The sequence below is a fragment of the Paenibacillus sp. sgz302191 genome, assembly GCF_057749925.1.
On the sequence record NZ_JBYLHY010000015.1, the window covers coordinates 52,124 to 68,110 of the forward strand.

The 15,987-nt window shown below is 48.8% G+C and carries 13 protein-coding genes; 6 read left to right on the plus strand and 7 right to left on the minus strand.

Annotation, left to right across the window (positions count from 1 at the left end):
• Positions 1-17: 17 nt before the first annotated feature.
• Positions 18-719, minus strand: coding sequence for a GntR family transcriptional regulator (locus AC3G2T_RS21515; RefSeq protein WP_488436841.1), 702 nt, complete (start codon positions 717-719; stop codon positions 18-20).
• Positions 720-1,431: 712 nt separating this feature from the next.
• Between AC3G2T_RS21515 and AC3G2T_RS21520 the strand changes: the two genes are divergently transcribed.
• Positions 1,432-2,994 carry a copper amine oxidase N-terminal domain-containing protein gene (locus AC3G2T_RS21520; protein WP_488436842.1) on the plus strand — a complete coding sequence of 521 codons (1,563 nt, stop codon included), beginning with the start codon at positions 1,432-1,434 and terminating at the stop codon, positions 2,992-2,994.
• Positions 2,995-3,248: 254 nt separating this feature from the next.
• Here AC3G2T_RS21520 and AC3G2T_RS21525 read toward each other — a convergent pair whose 3' ends face one another.
• Positions 3,249-3,920 carry a hypothetical protein gene (locus AC3G2T_RS21525; protein ID WP_474685360.1) on the minus strand — a complete coding sequence of 224 codons (672 nt, stop codon included), beginning with the start codon at positions 3,918-3,920 and terminating at the stop codon, positions 3,249-3,251.
• Between the two features lie 345 nt (positions 3,921-4,265).
• Here AC3G2T_RS21525 and AC3G2T_RS21530 point away from each other — a divergent pair, with 345 nt between their 5' ends.
• Both AC3G2T_RS21530 and AC3G2T_RS21535 read left to right on the plus strand, forming a co-directional pair.
• Positions 4,266-4,952: a class I SAM-dependent methyltransferase gene (locus tag AC3G2T_RS21530; RefSeq protein WP_488436843.1), complete on the plus strand. Its 687-nt coding sequence runs from the start codon at positions 4,266-4,268 to the stop codon at positions 4,950-4,952.
• Positions 4,953-5,378: 426 nt separating this feature from the next.
• Positions 5,379-6,275 carry a DMT family transporter gene (locus AC3G2T_RS21535; RefSeq protein WP_474685362.1) on the plus strand — a complete coding sequence of 299 codons (897 nt, stop codon included), beginning with the start codon at positions 5,379-5,381 and terminating at the stop codon, positions 6,273-6,275.
• A 16-nt stretch (positions 6,276-6,291) separates the two neighbouring features.
• Here AC3G2T_RS21535 and AC3G2T_RS21540 read toward each other — a convergent pair whose 3' ends face one another.
• On the minus strand, positions 6,292-7,293 hold the full coding sequence (locus tag AC3G2T_RS21540; RefSeq protein WP_488436844.1) for a GNAT family N-acetyltransferase: 1,002 nt from the start codon (positions 7,291-7,293) through the stop codon (positions 6,292-6,294).
• 201 nt (positions 7,294-7,494) lie between these two features.
• On the opposite strand from AC3G2T_RS21540, the gene AC3G2T_RS21545 reads away from it, so the two are divergent.
• Positions 7,495-8,292 carry an AIM24 family protein gene (locus AC3G2T_RS21545; protein WP_488436845.1) on the plus strand — a complete coding sequence of 266 codons (798 nt, stop codon included), beginning with the start codon at positions 7,495-7,497 and terminating at the stop codon, positions 8,290-8,292.
• Between the two features lie 156 nt (positions 8,293-8,448).
• On the opposite strand, the gene AC3G2T_RS21550 is transcribed toward AC3G2T_RS21545, so the two are convergent.
• Positions 8,449-9,639 (minus strand): macrolide family glycosyltransferase, encoded by a 1,191-nt coding sequence (locus AC3G2T_RS21550; RefSeq protein WP_488436846.1) that lies wholly within the window; start codon positions 9,637-9,639, stop codon positions 8,449-8,451.
• 413 nt (positions 9,640-10,052) lie between these two features.
• Between AC3G2T_RS21550 and AC3G2T_RS21555 the strand changes: the two genes are divergently transcribed.
• A complete protein-coding gene (locus AC3G2T_RS21555) occupies positions 10,053-11,030 on the plus strand; it encodes an aldo/keto reductase (RefSeq protein ID WP_488436921.1) in 978 nt (325 codons plus the stop codon).
• A 356-nt stretch (positions 11,031-11,386) separates the two neighbouring features.
• On the plus strand, positions 11,387-12,589 hold the full coding sequence (locus tag AC3G2T_RS21560) for a cytochrome P450 (protein WP_488436847.1): 1,203 nt from the start codon (positions 11,387-11,389) through the stop codon (positions 12,587-12,589).
• Positions 12,590-13,075: 486 nt separating this feature from the next.
• On the opposite strand, the gene nadE is transcribed toward AC3G2T_RS21560, so the two are convergent.
• The 3 genes from nadE to AC3G2T_RS21575 form a co-directional block, all read right to left on the minus strand.
• Positions 13,076-13,885 carry an NAD(+) synthase gene (nadE, locus tag AC3G2T_RS21565; protein WP_474685366.1) on the minus strand — a complete coding sequence of 270 codons (810 nt, stop codon included), beginning with the start codon at positions 13,883-13,885 and terminating at the stop codon, positions 13,076-13,078.
• 101 nt (positions 13,886-13,986) lie between these two features.
• Positions 13,987-14,424: a BrxA/BrxB family bacilliredoxin gene (locus AC3G2T_RS21570; RefSeq protein ID WP_474685367.1), complete on the minus strand. Its 438-nt coding sequence runs from the start codon at positions 14,422-14,424 to the stop codon at positions 13,987-13,989.
• A 176-nt stretch (positions 14,425-14,600) separates the two neighbouring features.
• The gene (locus AC3G2T_RS21575) at positions 14,601-15,968 is read right to left on the minus strand and encodes an MFS transporter (protein WP_488436848.1); all 1,368 of its coding nucleotides are present in this window, start codon (positions 15,966-15,968) and stop codon (positions 14,601-14,603) included.
• Positions 15,969-15,987 lie beyond the last annotated feature (19 nt).

Consider the following 15,987-nt stretch of genomic DNA (forward strand, 5'->3'; position numbering starts at 1 on the left):
GGTCCCTCCATCTCCCTTTAATCGGTAAAATATTGCGGATAGATCGCATGAAGCTCCGGAAGCTCCACATCCAGCTTGCTGATATGAGCCTCCAGTCTGGCGGCCGTCAGCGCCTCATCCCCCTGCTCAATCGCCGCAAGCAGCCCTTTGTGCTCCTCAATCACCTTATCCAGGTAATGGAACTGCTTGAGCGCCAAAAACCTCAGCCGGTTCAGATGCCCGCGCATATGATTGATCACCTGAAGCAGCGTGGCATTGCCCGTCACTTCCAGAATTACGCGGTGGAACTCTTCGTCCAGTTGAAGAAACAGCTCAATGCTGCCTTCGTTCCCCGCAGCTTGCTGCCTCCCGATCAGGTCCAGCAGCGTATTCTTCGTACGTTGGTGCTCCTGCGGGTCCCACATTTTAGCAGCAAGACGAAAAGCCCCGAGCTCCAGATGCTCGCGGATAAAACGGGCCTCGCCCACTTTGCGCTTGGAGATGTGGGCAATGCGCGTCCCCCTCTGCGGAAGCACCTCCAGCAGTTGCTCGCTCACGAGCAGCCGAATGGCCTCTCTGATCGGCGTGCGGCTTACATGAAGCGTCTCCGAAAGCTCATTCTCGTAAATCATGCTCCCCGGCTCCAGCCGCAGGGAAACGATGCTTTCCCGGATGGACTCGTAAACCTGGTCCCCGAGTGATTTGCGCTGCTGCGGCGGCAACGGCGACAAAAATGTCATATGACCACCTCACTGTTTTATTTAAGTATACTTGTGTTCTTGTATACAAATCAATATTTACCTTTTTTAATCACCCCTAAGCTGGAGAATGCAGGAAAATACTATGATTTTGTCGAAAATTACATGCTGCTTCTACTGCCCGCATCAACTGCAAAAAAAAGAGACTGTCGAGAAACTCTCGCCTGCCGGCACCGGCAAGTCATTAGCAACGAGCAGACACTCCTAAAAGTCAGGCTGTTGGAAAATCGCACGTCAGGAGCCAGCACATGTGCTTGAAACGCAGGAAAAAACTGCAAAAGTGCAGGTTTTTTCTCCGTAATTGGCTTATTTTGGCGAAAAACCTGCAAAAGTGCAGGAATTTTCGCTGAAAGTGAGCCTGAGCCCATGTCCCCGCTAAAAAACCTGCACTTTTGCAGGAATTGTTCGTGACAAGCGTTCAATGCCACAAATTCATGTATTTTTGCAGGTTTTCTTCGAGCAGCCAGGCAGATTGTGGTTATAGCCCCTGACGCGGGGATTTTTGGGCTGCCTGCACTTTATACGAAAATAGAACACAGTAGGCCTGACTATATTTTCATTCTGTGGGTGAGGTTCACGACGTCATGGGAGTTTTCGCAGGTTTTTGCGGGCTGCCGGGACCTTTCACGAATGCTGGCACCCAAAATTCAGGCCTCCTCGGCCGCCTCTAACAAAAAAAGGAGTTATTTTGACGATGCAACAAAAATCTTGCTTTTTACTGCTTACATGTTCAGCACTGCTTTCACTCTCAGTGGCGAATGCTCAAGCTGCGGAACCTTCGCATGCGAGCCGGCACGTGATTACGCTCAAACTGAACGACCCCCATGCGGTCATGAACAGCCAAACCGTGGAACTGCAGACAGCGCCTGTTCTTATCAACAGCACCACGATGGTTCCTCTGCGTTTTGTAGGCGAAGCATTTGGCAGCAGTGTCACTTGGGATGACCTTACAAGGACTGTTACCTTGACAGCCGAAAAGAAAACGATCTCGCTGACCATAGATAAGCCGACAGCCGCGGTCAATGGAAAAGAGATAGGCCTCGACCAGCCCGCTTTGATCGTGAACAATACGACTATAGTCCCCCTTCGCTTCATTGCAGAGAACATGGATATGAACGTAACGTATGACGCGAACACCCAGGCGATTTCTATGACAAGCAAGCAAACGGAAACGAAGCCGCCGCAGCCCTCACCCGCCGTTCCTAGCCTCATCAAGCTGGAAAAGCCCACGGTCGATAATCTGAGCATTGCCGAAAAGACCGATATTCCGGGATATTACATAAGCAGTAGCTATTGGAGCGCCTCCGTTTATGGAACCGTCATGTCATCGGATAATTCAGGAAACTTGTATTTTTTGACGAGGGGCAATTCCCCTACTTTCTCCATTAAAAAATTTAACCCCCGCACCGATGCGGGAGGACCTTTGCAACCCGCGGTAAGCATCGATGAGCGTTTTAATTTTACCTACAAGGATTCGAATGGGTTCACGAACCATTTGATGCATTGGGAAGTACAGCCCACTGCCCTGTTTTACGATGAAGCCCGCGACGAATTGTTCATTATGGCGGAGGCGGACGGCCCTTCTGCAAAGATATCCATTTTATATAAAATACTACCTTCGGTGAAACTAATCGGCTACGGTCTGGATCATGCCCTAGACCCTGCAAGCGACTTCTTTTCCAAGATCGACGAGAATCGCTATTACTTTAGCGACAAGTTCCAGAAAGAAATTATGGAAGCCGGAGCGGATGGGACCGTTCACTCGTTCGCGTCTCTGCCGCGGGAAACGCAAGGCCGCCTATCGTCGATCGTCAAGGATGGAAAGCTGTACTATTTGAATACCGACAGCAAAACGATTAATGTTGTAGAGTCCGGTTCGACCCGAGTTAAAACCACCTTAAACATGGATGCCATCTCCGGCGCAATCGCAAAGAACGGGTATTTTTACGCTTACGACAGCAAAGGCTTTTACCGGATCGATTTGAACGGTACGGTTGAAAATTACGTCAAGCTCGATCAATTGACTTATAACAAAGGGGTATATAATCCTGAGACCAACTCTTACGATCCGGTACCTTTTATTAGACTAAGCGTTCCGACGCCGGGAGAGGCCATCCCGGACAATCCGAGAGAACCCGGCAAGCTGATTCTCGGAAACAGCGAACAGTTTACGGTCGATACAGATGGAAACATCATCATTTATGACAGCCTGTCAAAGAACCTGCGAAAAATTAATGTTTACGGGAAAAAGCAATAGCACGGCTTCCTGGCGCGCCATTTCTTGAAATTCCAAAAAGACCGTTTCCGCCGCTTTTTGGCAGAACGGTCTTTTTTTATAAACAAGCTTGACCTTATCTCAGCGTCAACCTTCACGAGATTACGACAGAAATAATGCAGGTTCTTCGCCCCAATGGCATGGTCGTTATTATGGACTGCACATGCTCAAAATATAAAGGCCCCCCTCTATCATTCTCATGACTTAAGGGGCAGCCCACCTAGTACCAAGCCGCTCTATTTCGAATCCATCTTGATGTTATATTTTTCGGTAATAGGCTTCAATTTCGCCACGAAATCTCTTTCGGACTTTTGTGCATCGGACAACAATTGGTTGGCATGTGTAATTTTTGACATATCGTCTGCCGCAATTGCAGCGAATATTTCAGAAAAAGCTTGTTGATTCTTCTCCAAAGATGCAATATAAAGCTCATGTGCTTGACGAACCTCTTCTGTAGGCGTAGCGACTTTTTTCACTTTTCCCGCTAGTTCCGTAGTAGCCGGTAAAAACTTTTCCTCAACCAGTTGGCCGAAAGTATCGTTGTCTACCGCTCCGCTCGCAGAAGACTGGCGAAGTTGCTCCCAGGCAGTATTGACTTTTAAAACTTCCGCGGTTAGCGATTTAATATCATCAATATATTTGCTGACAGCTTCTTTTTCTTTCTTCTCTGCCTCTTCTTTTGCTTTCTTTTCTTCTTCTACTTGTTTGTTAGCCTCGTCCAGCTTTTGCTTCGCCTCCGCATTTTTAGGTTCTTCAGCTACAGCAGCGGAGAAAGCCGTAACGGCATCGCTATATTTTTTATCAGTCAAAGCCTTATTGCCGGTGTCCATACTTTCTTTAAACTTTGCTGATGTACACCCGGATAAAATGAATAGCAGTACAATCGAACCAATAAGCAATTTCTTCATAACAAACCACTCCCTCTGTAATATATATACAAACAAATAATATACTAGCATCATTTTCCAATAAAGTCATGTAAAATTTTGTATGATAAACAAGTAAATTGTCGAACATTGCAAACAACTGACGAAACCAAATTCCTTCGGGAAAATTATGACAACCTGTCAAAAAACCTGCGAAAAATTAATGTTTACGGAAAAAAGCAATAGCACGGATTCCTGCGCACCATTTCTTGAAATTCAAAAAAGACCGCTTCCACCGCTTCTTGGCAGAACGGTCTTTTTTATAAACAAGCTTGACCTTATCGCAGCGTCAACCTTTATTGTTAGGGAAACAAAGGAGGAACAACGATGCCGAACCATGATGAGATCTATAAAAATGAAGCTGAAACGTATCACCGATTAATTTCCAGGCAGCCTGACTTAACCGGATACTTTGAAGATATTAGGGGATTTAAGGGACTCGATATTATCGATCTGGGAGCAGGTTCGGGGAGAGTGACAACTCTACTAGCCCCACATGCAAAATCAATCATCGCTTTAGATGCTTCAGAAGCCATGCTTCGCATCACTGCAGAGCGCTTGGAAAAAACCGGATGCACGAACTGGTCCACTCAAATAGCCGATCATAGAAGGCTCCCTCTAAAAAACGCAAGCGCAGATTTACTTGTAGCAGGTTGGACGATATCGTATTTAGCAAATTCAGATGTTCCAAACTGGAAACAAAACATCCAGGAAATAATGGCAGAAATAATGCGGGTCCTTCGCCCCAATGGCACGGTCGTTATTTTGGAGACCATGGGTACAGGAACAGAGACGCCCAACCCGCCCCAAATGCTAGAACAATACTATAAAACGTTAGTTGAAGAGTATGGGTTCCATCACAAATGGATAAGAACTGATTATCATTTTGAAAGTATTCATGAAGCCGAAGAACTAACCGGATTTTTCTTTGGAAAAGATCTGGCCGCCAGAGTTGTTGAAGAAAATCTCGTATGTTTGCCGGAATGTGCAGGCATCTGGTGGCTTCAGCTGTAGTTCCACGCTATGATGGAATGAGGCTTCCGGCCGATAGTACACTGCGCCGTTTCGCGAAGAAAACCTGCAAAAGTGCATCTTTTTGCCCGTTGATACACCGACCACGAAACAATTCCTGCAATTGTGCAGGCTTTTCACCGATCCCATGGGCTCGGGTTCATTTCTTTCTAAAATTCCTGCACAATCGCAGGTTTTTCACCAAAATGAACCATTTTCACAGAAATTCCTGTACTTTCGCAGGTTTTCTCCCCGTTCTCGACCTGCTTTTGTGAAGCTTCCGGTCTCGACTATTTTCACAAACAATTTCAATTGTGAATGGGTCATAACAAATTTGTTATCTCCCCGATAATAAACATTCATTTTATTTATTTTAAAAGTCGTTGTATCATGTTTTAAGAAATAAAACGACAACAGGAGTTGAAGAACATGCCGCAACTTTCGCGAACACGTACAACTGTTTATTTATTGTTTCTTGTTATTATGTGGGGAGTCAACTGGCCGCTTTCCAAATATGCGCTCGAATTCACGCCTCCGTTGCTTTTTGCAGGTTTGCGGACGTTGATAGGCGGGCTTTTATTAGTTTTCTTCGCTCTGCCCCGTTACAAAAGGCTTGCTCTGAAAAATACTTGGCACATCTATCTCATCTCCTCCGTGCTGAACATTATTTTATATTACGGCTTTCAAACCGTAGGGCTGAAATTTCTGCCCGCAGGGCTTTTTGCAGCGATCGTTTTCCTTCAACCCGTGCTCCTGGGCCTCTGCTCTTGGTTGTGGCTGGGGGAAGAAATGTACGGTTTGAAAATCATCGGCTTGATTGTCGGCTTTATCGGAGTCGCCGCCATCAGCGTAAGCGGGGGTTCCGGCCATATTTCGGCTGCCGGGATTTTGCTTGCCATCGGCAGCGCGATTAGTTGGGCTCTCGGCACCGTATATACGAAGAAAACGGCAGCCCGGGTAGACGCCATCTGGATGGTTGCCGTGCAGATTACCGTTGGGGGCATCGTCTTAATAATTACCGGATCTTTCACTGAAAGCTGGTCCGCTATCGTTTGGACAACGCCGTTCATATCGACGCTGCTGTTTATTTCGATTTTCGTCATAGCCTTAGGCTGGCTTGTTTACTTCAGACTTGTCAATTCGGGCGAAGCAAGCAAGGTGGGCTCATTTACTTTTCTGATCCCGCTCATTGCGATTATGATCAGCGTTCTCTTTTTCGATGAGACGATTACTTTTAAACTGGTGGCGGGGCTCGTTCTGATTGTGTCCAGCATAGTCCTCGTTAACACTAAGCCGAAATCGTTGCGCAGGACAGGACATGTATAGTGCATAGAGGTTTATCTCATTGGCATATATCCTTCAGTTTGGCAACCAACCGATACGTCCCACGCATGGGCTCATAGCCTAGGCGGCGATTGATCCGCAAAATGGGCTCGTTCGTGGATTCATTGTCCGTGCGGATGTAGGCGGCTCTGCGCTGCTTGGCAAGAAGTATGGCTTTCATTTTCAGAGCCAAAGCAATTTTACGGCCGCGGTAGTCTCTGCCGACACCGGTATATTCGTGATACATGCCGTTTGTCAACTTATTGTACAGAACATTGGATACACCTACAAATTTGTCGCGATCTGCTGCAATGATGACTTGATCCGGGGCATAGCCGTCAACCATCAGGTACCATTTTCGCCATTCGTCGATGGCGGGAACCTCTCCGGTAAACCCGGGTATATCCACCAGGGTCTCTTTGTACAGCTCATAAAGCTTCTGCTCGCTCTCCTCGCCCGCCTCATCCGCTAACGTCGTGAATCGCAAACCTTCGCTCTCCGGCGCTCGAATAACACCATCATCGCAGACGCCCACCAGGTCGGCCTTCTCCAAGTTAAGCACCGATTGAAAATAATGCCGTTCAACTTGAAACCCTCTATGTTCGGCAAATTGAAGGGACTCCGGGCTGTCATCCCAAACCTCCGTAACGAGTGTTGTCGCCCCAAGCCGGCTTCCCCAATCTGCAGCATGCCGAAAGAGAAGCCGCCCAACGCCCTGCTTGCGGTATCGTTCATCCACGACAAGCGTGTTATTGAGATACCCCGGTTCCGTCCAGGGCGCCCGCCAAGACCACACGTAACCTACGATAGCGCCTTGATCGGTAACCGCCACTTGCCGGGTACGGTCATATCCTGCGAGCAGCCCATTTTGATCCATATAGGTATGGCCTACTTCAAAAAGCTTTGCATCATCTTCCTCAAGCCTCTCCGCCGTCGTCGGCTCTGACCAGTGAGTATTCAACAGTTTGGCCAAATCGGCATAATCGTCCGGCAACCGTAAAACCCTTAGTACAATAGACATTCCGCGACCTCTCCTTACAACAAATTTTAACGTGATAATCATACCAAAAAATACCATTCACTTAGTATGTAGAGTTTAAGTAAAACAATGATTACGTTAGGCCGCACGGCAAGGAAATTGGCTTTTCTTGTCGAAAGCTTTAATGGTTGAAGAATTTTTCCAGTCCTTATGAAACGAATATAATAGGAGGCATATAAGCGTATGGCTTTTACAATAAATAATCTGAAAAATAACAGCAACATCGTCGTCAAAGAGCAGTTGGGCGGGTTTACGGTACTGGAGTATATCGAGGATTTGAGCTGTACGTCCCTTGCGGACGCAGAAGCCAACTATTTTATGAGCAGAAGCAACATGCGCAAAAAGCAGCTTATGATCGAGCTCAACAACAACGAGATCATGATGAGCGCGGGAGCCATGCAGTATATGGTCGGTAACATTGAGATGACTTCAGGCATAAAAGGCGTGGGCGGGTTAATGCGAAATTTGGTAGCCAGTGCGGTGACCGGAACTAGCGCCGTCAAGCCTGTCTACAAAGGCACAGGTACCATTATGCTGGAGACCACCTATAAATATTTGTGGTTAATTGATGTCGACAATGATCACATTGTTGTAGAGGACGGCATGTTTTTAGCTTGCGAAACGTCGCTGAACGTATCGGTAAGCGCCCGCAAAACCCTTTCCTCCGCCGCTCTCGGCAAAGAAGGCTTGTTCAATTTGAGCGCCAAAGGCAAAGGGATACTGGCGCTGGAGGCGCCGATCCCGTCCGAAGAAGCAGTCGTCGTGGAATTGCACAACGATGTGCTGAAGGTGGACGGCAACTTCGCGCTAATGTGGTCCGATTCGTTGGAATTTACCGTCGAAAAATCCGGCAAAAGCTTGCTGGGATCGGCTGTTTCGGGCGAGGGGCTGGTCAATGTGTACAGAGGAACCGGCATGGTCTGGCTGGCGCCGCTAATGGATTACAAAGCCGCTCCCGCCCCAGCCGCCTCCAGGCAATAGCGTGTTGGCAGCAGTCGGCCGGACATCGGCGAAGCATTGAAAAAGGCAGTTAAGAACCGGCGGACCAGTTTAACTGCCTTAATTATTCATGTGGTTGACGACCGTCATGCGGCGCCACACCACGCGCCGGGAGCTGCGCGCCGCTATCGTTCCCGGTTAGTCCTTAAATTCGAAAATCTCATCAGCAGCTTGATGATACCCGCCTGATTTTTGAAAAGATTCCTTCATATTTGCAGCAGTTTTCTTGAAGGATGGGTGGCTTAACACATGTTCTACGGCTTCATGCAGCCCATTTGCAGTCAAGCTTTGCATTTGTAATTGAATGCCTGCTCCGAGATTGGCGACTTGTCCCGCAATTATCGGCTGATCCGCGCTTTGCGGGATTACAATGAGCGGAACCCCGTAATAGAGACCTTCATTAGTACTGTTCATTCCACCATGTGTAATAAATAATTTAGTGTACTGCAGTACATCAGTTTGTGGAACATAATTTTTTACGATGAAGTTTTCAGGAATTTCCCCTAAATCAGAAATTTGGGTTCTATTCCCAATAGACATGACAATCGTATGATCAGTGTTCCCCAAAGCCTCAAAACAAAGCTTATAGAAATCAATTGCTTGGTTAAAAACTGTGCCCAGTGAAATGTAAATTGGGTTTTTCCCCGTGATTGCAGTAAAGTCGAAGCTTTCTTGAGTTAATCGCGAAGAGATGGATGGACCTACAAATTTATAAGTCTGGTCGAATGTTTCTCCATAAGGCTGAAACTCCCTTGTTGTATAAACGATTGTAAGCGGTGCAGGATTACAAAACACTTCGTAAGGAGAATGGATCTCCACATCGTATTTTTCCTTCAGCATTTCCGTCAGGCTTTGGAATCTATCAGTTATAGGTTTAACGATGTCCGCAGGGACCTTTATGGAAAATTGCCCCAAAATCTTATCGAATGATTCTTTTGTCTGCGCAAAAGAAGTACAGGAGTTGATAGCAGGAAGCTTAAGAATTTGAGCAAGCAAACGTCCGCAACCAAACATGGAATCATGGATGATGTAATCAAAATGCTCTCCTTTGATCTGTTCAAGAACGCTTGGTATGACTATATCCGCCGTAAGTAACAGACCGTTGACTCTTTCGAGTAAATAATCTCTTCCGCCTGAGATAAAGGCTTTTATAAATTTTTGATCGTCAAATGTTCGTACTGAAGCTCCCGTCTTCTCAATGCGCTCCCGAAAAGCTTCTATAGAAAAGTACACTACCTCTTCCCCACGCGAAATAAGCTCTTGCACAACTGCAATAGTTGGATTGATATGTCCCTCTGATCCGCCATTAATAAATAAAACACGCGCCATTTCTACCACTCCTTAGGTACCATCGCTCGAATCAAATAATGGAATCAAGTTTATCATAGTACAATACTTGAAAATTTCAAAACTTTAGGCCCTTTAGCGTAACAAATCCTTGTGGTCCCCCCTCCGCCTGCGCGATCATACGATATCCGTGCCGACTGATAAAAATTCACATCATACGCGGAGAATCGGCAAAACCGCCATTCTACTATCCAATGCTCCAACATTCGGAAAAAACACATCTGCTTGGCAGCGCGGAGAAAGCCTGCAAAAGTGCAGCCGAACCCAAAACCCTGAAACCCGCGCTTTGCTGCCGATCCGTTACGCCCAGGTAAGTAACTGAAAGAAATTTCAGCTCTTATGCTCGGTCCCGGCAAAGGTTATAATGAAGCTAATCCAAGTTGGGAGGCCAAATGATGAAAGTAATGCCGCTTGAAAAACGAGGAATATCGGACAGCCGGATCGTCTTCGGATGTATGGGGCTAGGCGGAGATTGGAATTATGAACCTTATACGCAGGAAGACGTCAAAGTCGCTGAGCAGGCCGTAGAAGCGGCGCTATCCTCGGGAATCACGATGTTCGATCATGCCGATATTTATAAGATGGGCAAAGCCGAGGCTGTGTTCGGGCAAATTTTGAAAAGCAGGCCGGAGCTCCGGGAACGGATCGTCTTGCAGTCCAAATGCGGGATTCGCTTTACGGACGGCTTGCTGCCTCAGCGCTACGATTTTTCGAAGAGCCATATTTTGAGCTCGGTGGACGGCATTCTGGAGCGGCTCGGCATCGAATATCTCGACGTGCTTTTGCTGCACCGCCCCGATCCGCTGATGGAGCCTGACGAAGTGGCGGAAGCGTTCACACAGCTGAAAACGTCCGGCAAAGTGCGGCACTTCGGAGTTTCCAATATGACCGCCGCGCAAATCCGCTTCCTGCAAAAGTCGATCGAGCAGCCGCTCGTCGTCAACCAGTTGGAGCTGCATCTGGCGAGGCTGGACTGGCTCGACCAGGGCATTCTCGTCAACCGCGCCGAAGGGTCCGGCTTGAACTTCGATGACGGCATCATCCAGCACTGCCAGATGGAGGATATCCAGCTTCAGGCCTGGGGGCCGCTCTCGCAAGGCCGCTTCACCGGCAAAAGCCTCGAAGGCGCTTCCGAAGAAGTGAAACAGACCGCCGCGCTTATCTCCAAGCTGGCGCAGGAAAAAGAGACGACGCCGGAAGCGATTCTGCTCGGCTGGCTGATGAAGCATCCGGCCAAAATCCAGCCGGTGATCGGGACATCTTCGGCGGAGCGAGTGCTCGCCTGCCGGGACGCTGTCCGCCAATCGGAGCTCATGACCCGCGAAGAATGGTACGAACTGTATACAAGCTCAAGAGGCCGCAAAGTGCCATAACCCGGAAAGCCAAGCCGCATAACGATGCTCTCTTAACCCGCCTGCACATGCACGGCGGGTTTAATTGCGTGCAGATGGCCGGCCTGCAGCACTTCCGCCTCAAATGTTCATTTCTGCGGTTGACACATTAAGTTCAATTGACCGCCGCTTTTACCATAATTATAATAACATTGTAAAATGTTTCAAATAAGACAAATAAGCTGCATGTAACATTATTACATTGAATATTATTCAGAAAGGAGGATTAGCTCTACAAGCCAAACAACCGTTGTGCCAGCCCGCCCGCTTGAGTTCTGCACTGGCAAGCCGCGATTGACAAAAATCCTACATGAACAATAGGAGGTATTATGATGAATATGAATGGACATTCAGAAGCAAACGTACAGGTCGCCGCGCTTAACATTCCCCCTAAAGGTTTGTTTGAAGCGGAACCCCCCTTTCATTGGTACAAGGAAATGAGAGAGAATGGCCCAGTCCGTTTTGATCCCGAGCGGAATTGTTGGGACGTTTTTCTTTACGACGATGTGAAAGCGATTCTTGCGAACCACGAAGCTTTCAGTTCCACCAACATTCCCGGACTGTCCGGATCCTCCATCCTTTCCATGGATCCTCCAAAGCACAAGCTGTACCGGGCTATCGTCAGCAAAGCTTTTACTCCCAAAGCCGTTGAAGATTTAGCACCGCGCATTCAGGAGCTTACTGACGAGTTGCTTGATGAAATTGAAACACAGGGAGAAATGGACGCTATCGCGAGCCTGTCTTTTCCGCTGCCTGTCATTATCATTGCCGAGCTGCTCGGGGTGCCTCGAAGCGGCCGGGACCAGTTCAAGCTCTGGTCTGACGAGGCTATAAGAGGAATCGACGTTGAACATGGGGAGACACGGGAACAGTATGCGGAAAATAAGATCAAAAACCGGTTGGCACTGAGTGAGTATTTCAAAGAAATTATTGAAGAAAAACGGAAAAATCCCGGCAATGACCTGGTTTCTGCCTTGCTTGCGGCCAAAGTGGAAGAACAATCCTTAAACTTGCCGGAGCTGATGGAATTTTGCCGTCTTCTCCTCATAGCCGGAAACGAAACAACGACAAACCTAATCGGTAACGCAATAGTTTGCTTTGCGGAGCATCCGGACAGTCAAAAGCAAATACGCGAAGATTTGTCTCTATTGCCTAATGCCATTGAAGAAGTCCTCCGATATCGTTCGCCGATACAATCGATAACACGCCGATGCAGCAAAAATACTGAAATAGCGGGACAAACGATCCGCGCAGAGGATACCGTTGTCTTGTGGTCCGGATCGGCCAACCACGACGACCGTCAATTCGAGCAGGCGAATCAATTCAACATCTTCCGTTCGCCGAATCCTCACATCGCTTTTGGAAACGGCATCCACTTCTGTCTCGGAGCTCCGTTGTCCCGCTTGGAAGCCCGGATTGCTTTGACGCAGGTTTTCACGAGATTTTCGGTCTTCACCGCAAAAGAAGGAGTGTCGTTCACCCCTGCCAAAGACCCGCTCATTTACGGCTACAAAAGCATACCTATTACTTTCCAAAAGTAACAGCAAGAACGAAATCACTCTGCGGATGAAAGAAAGCCTGCAAAAGTGCAAAAGTGCAGGCTGACCGGAAACCCGCGCGGCACAGCTGGGCGCGCAATCTGCCTCGCTGCGCGAAGCGAAGAAAGCCTGCGAAAGTGCAGGCTGGCCGGAAACCCGCACGCCAGAGCTGGGCGCGCAATCTGCCCGGCTGCGCGAAGCGAAGAAAGCCTGCAAAAGTGCAGGCTTTTTGCTCGTCCGTGGGCCGGGCACGCAATATTCCTGCAAATGTGCAGGCTTTTTAGCTGCTGCGCGAGCTCGGGCCCATTTTTATCGAAAATTCCTGCACTTTTGCAGGTTTTTCCTCAAAATGAACCTCATACACAGAAAAAACCTGCACTTTTGCAGGTTTTTCCTTCGACCTGGCCTGTCGAGCCGCCTGATGGCCGCCCGCCGCCGTGCAGCGCCGCCACTCCGTACGCCGGGAGAGGCCGGGCGCCCCCCTACAAGCTAAATGCCGGGAATCGGCGCGCGCTTGTGCTCCGTTTTCAAATACTGCTTCTCCAGCTTCTCTTGAACGGCCGGATCGATTTGCTTGCCCTCCAAGTAGTCGCTGTTATCGCCGTATGTAATGCCCAGCTCGTTCTCGTCGGTCTGCCCTTCCCACAGCCCGGCGGTCGGCGCTTTGTCGAGCACGCTTTGCGGGACGCCCAGCTTGGCTGCCAAGGAGCGAACCTGCCGCTTGTTCAGCGTGCTGAGCGGAGTAATATCCACCGCACCGTCGCCATATTTGGTGAAGAAGCCGGTGATCGCCTCGGAAGCGTGATCGGTGCCGACAACGATAAGCCCCAGTTCAAAAGCGAGCGCATACTGCATCACCATGCGCGTTCTCGCTTTCACATTGCCTTTGCCGCCGCGGCTGATGTGCTGGTGAACGCCGATATGCTTCAGCCCGTATTCGACTTCGATGGCAATTTCATCGACAGCTTCCTGGATGTTGTTTTCGATCTGATATTTCAGGTCGAACGCCTTGGCCACCGCGTAGCTGTCCTCGATATCGACCTGCTCGCCGTAAGGCTGGAACACGCCGACGGTTTTGTACTCGGTGCCGCTCTCCTCGGTCAGTTCGTCCGTCGCCTTCTTGCAAAGACCTGTGGCTACGGCGCTGTCAATGCCGCCGCTGATCGCGATCAGAAGGCCGCGCGCGTTCGCGCCTTTTACATATTCCTTCAGAAAATCGACCCGTTTGCGGATTTCCGCATCGATATCGATCTCCGGCTTAACGCCCAGTTTCGCAATGATTTCCTGCTGCAAGCTCATGACTCTCTCCACCTTGTCTTTGATATTTGAACAAAGAGCCCACACTTGCAAGTACCTGCAATGCGGGCTTTCTGCCTCATGTTGATATGAGATTATTTCATTTATTTGCAGTATTCGTTGAAAGCCCCGCTCAAGTCGCCGGCGATCATCTCCGCGGAACGGTCTTCGATTTGGTGGCGTTGGATGAAATGCACCAGCTCGCCGTTTTTGAACAGAGCGATGGATGGCGAAGACGGCGGATACGGCGCCAAATATTCGCGCGCTTTGGCCGTTGCGTCTTTCTCCTGGCCTGCGAACACGGTGTACGTGTAAGTCGGGAGCGCATCGTTTTGCAGTGCCTTGGCTACGCCAGGGCGGCATTGTCCGGCGGCACAGCCGCACACGGAGTTGATGACGAGCAGCATCGTGCCGTCTTTGGAGCTCTCAATCGCCTGATCGACCTGTTCGGGAGTCAGCAGTTCCGTAATGCCCAGACGAGTCAAATCTTCTCTCATCGGTTTAACCATATCTTTCATGTAAGAATCAAAAGACATTGCCATATGTTCCACCCCTTGGATTTTGATGTAGTAAACATGCTTATTAAGTCATATTATACATCCGTACGCATGGAAAGCAAAGCGCGAAAACGCCCCATAACGAGCTAAAAGCCTCCCGGAATCATAAATTCCGGAAGGCGCTGCCTGCAGTCGGGCCAAAAACTTAATTGTAACCGCTATCACGAAAGATGCAAATTATTTTGTTCAGCCGTGCTGTCTGCATGTTTGTTCATTTTTTTCAAATCGATCGGTTCCAGTTTGTCAACGATGAGCAGGAATGCAATGCCGCCAATAACAGCGACCGCCGCTGTATAATACATGGCCCCGTGAAAATTGCCTGTTCGCTGGATCAATGCGCCGATAACAATCGGGCTGATAATCCCCGACAAATTACCGCACAAATTCAATACGCCGCCGACCGTGCCCACCATCTTTTTCGGCAGCACATCCCCCAGCGCTACCCAGCCCATATTGGAGTAAGCATTGGCGAAAAAAGCAAGCGAGAGAATAACGACAGCAGCTGCCGGCTGATTTTCAAAAAAGTTGGCGAAGGCTAAAAGCCCCGTTAAAATCATTCCCGAAACCATCAACACTTTGCGCGCAAATGTGGTCGTTTTCCCTTTTTTCAATAAATAATCGCTGGAAAAACCGCCGAACAATACTCCGGCCATCGCCATTAAATAAGGCAGTACAGCCGCGAACCCGGCTTTGTTGATCGGCAGATGCAGACCTTTTTCCAAATAGACCATAAACCATGTCAAAAAGAAATATAACGTGGAAGAAGCGGCAAATTGCGCGATGAAAATTCCCCAAACCCTGCGCTGTTTAATGACATACATCACTTCGCTCCATGAAGACTTCTGCCCACGGCTGGAAACTTTGGAATCGAAGCCGCCGTTGTTTCGTATATACTCCAGCTCCTGCTCGTTAGCGCGCTTGCTCTCCTGCGGATCTCTGTACAAAATGATCCAGAAAACACCGAAGATGATGCCTGCCGCCCCGGTCGCGTAAAATACCGATTCCCAGTTGAATTTGGCAATGATCAAAGCGAGCGCGGGGGTAAAAATCGCCAGCCCGATATATTGCGCTGAGGAATAAATGCTTACGGCTCTGGCGCGTTCACGATTCGGAAACCACGACGTAACGATTTTGGTGTTGCTCGGATAGGCCGGCGCTTCCGTAAGCCCGATCAGCATGCGGCAAATGAACAGCATCGCGAATGACGCGCCGGTGCTGGCAAAAATATTGTGCGAGCTGAAAGCCATTACAAAAGTGAACACGCTCCACAAAATAATCGCCCACCCATAGAGCATTCGGGGACCGATCCGATCCAGCAGCCAGCCCACGGGAACCTGGGCGGCAGCGTACGCCCAGGTGAAAGCGGAAAACAGGAAGCCGAGCTCGGTAGCCGATAAGCCAAGCTCTTTTTGAATCGTGGAGCCTGCCACGGACAAGTTCGCCCGATCCATATAGTTAATGGCTACGGCTATGAAAAGGAGAACTAATATAAAAAATCGGACTCTCGTAGGCTTGTTTGTCGAGATCATACATAACCCCTTCTTTCTG

Bases quoted from the DNA above. Each gene is read 5' to 3' on its own strand.
- AC3G2T_RS21515 (WP_488436841.1), bottom strand. From the start codon at position 719: ATGACATTTTTGTCGCCGTTGCCGCCGCAGCAGCGCAAATCACTCGGG.
- AC3G2T_RS21520 (WP_488436842.1), top strand. From the start codon at position 1,432: ATGCAACAAAAATCTTGCTTTTTACTGCTTACATGTTCAGCACTGCTT.
- AC3G2T_RS21525 (WP_474685360.1), bottom strand. From the start codon at position 3,920: ATGAAGAAATTGCTTATTGGTTCGATTGTACTGCTATTCATTTTATCC.
- AC3G2T_RS21530 (WP_488436843.1), top strand. From the start codon at position 4,266: ATGCCGAACCATGATGAGATCTATAAAAATGAAGCTGAAACGTATCAC.
- AC3G2T_RS21535 (WP_474685362.1), top strand. From the start codon at position 5,379: ATGCCGCAACTTTCGCGAACACGTACAACTGTTTATTTATTGTTTCTT.
- AC3G2T_RS21540 (WP_488436844.1), bottom strand. From the start codon at position 7,293: ATGTCTATTGTACTAAGGGTTTTACGGTTGCCGGACGATTATGCCGAT.
- AC3G2T_RS21545 (WP_488436845.1), top strand. From the start codon at position 7,495: ATGGCTTTTACAATAAATAATCTGAAAAATAACAGCAACATCGTCGTC.
- AC3G2T_RS21550 (WP_488436846.1), bottom strand. From the start codon at position 9,639: ATGGCGCGTGTTTTATTTATTAATGGCGGATCAGAGGGACATATCAAT.
- AC3G2T_RS21555 (WP_488436921.1), top strand. From the start codon at position 10,053: ATGAAAGTAATGCCGCTTGAAAAACGAGGAATATCGGACAGCCGGATC.
- AC3G2T_RS21560 (WP_488436847.1), top strand. From the start codon at position 11,387: ATGAATGGACATTCAGAAGCAAACGTACAGGTCGCCGCGCTTAACATT.
- nadE (WP_474685366.1), bottom strand. From the start codon at position 13,885: ATGAGCTTGCAGCAGGAAATCATTGCGAAACTGGGCGTTAAGCCGGAG.
- AC3G2T_RS21570 (WP_474685367.1), bottom strand. From the start codon at position 14,424: ATGGCAATGTCTTTTGATTCTTACATGAAAGATATGGTTAAACCGATG.
- AC3G2T_RS21575 (WP_488436848.1), bottom strand. From the start codon at position 15,968: ATGATCTCGACAAACAAGCCTACGAGAGTCCGATTTTTTATATTAGTT.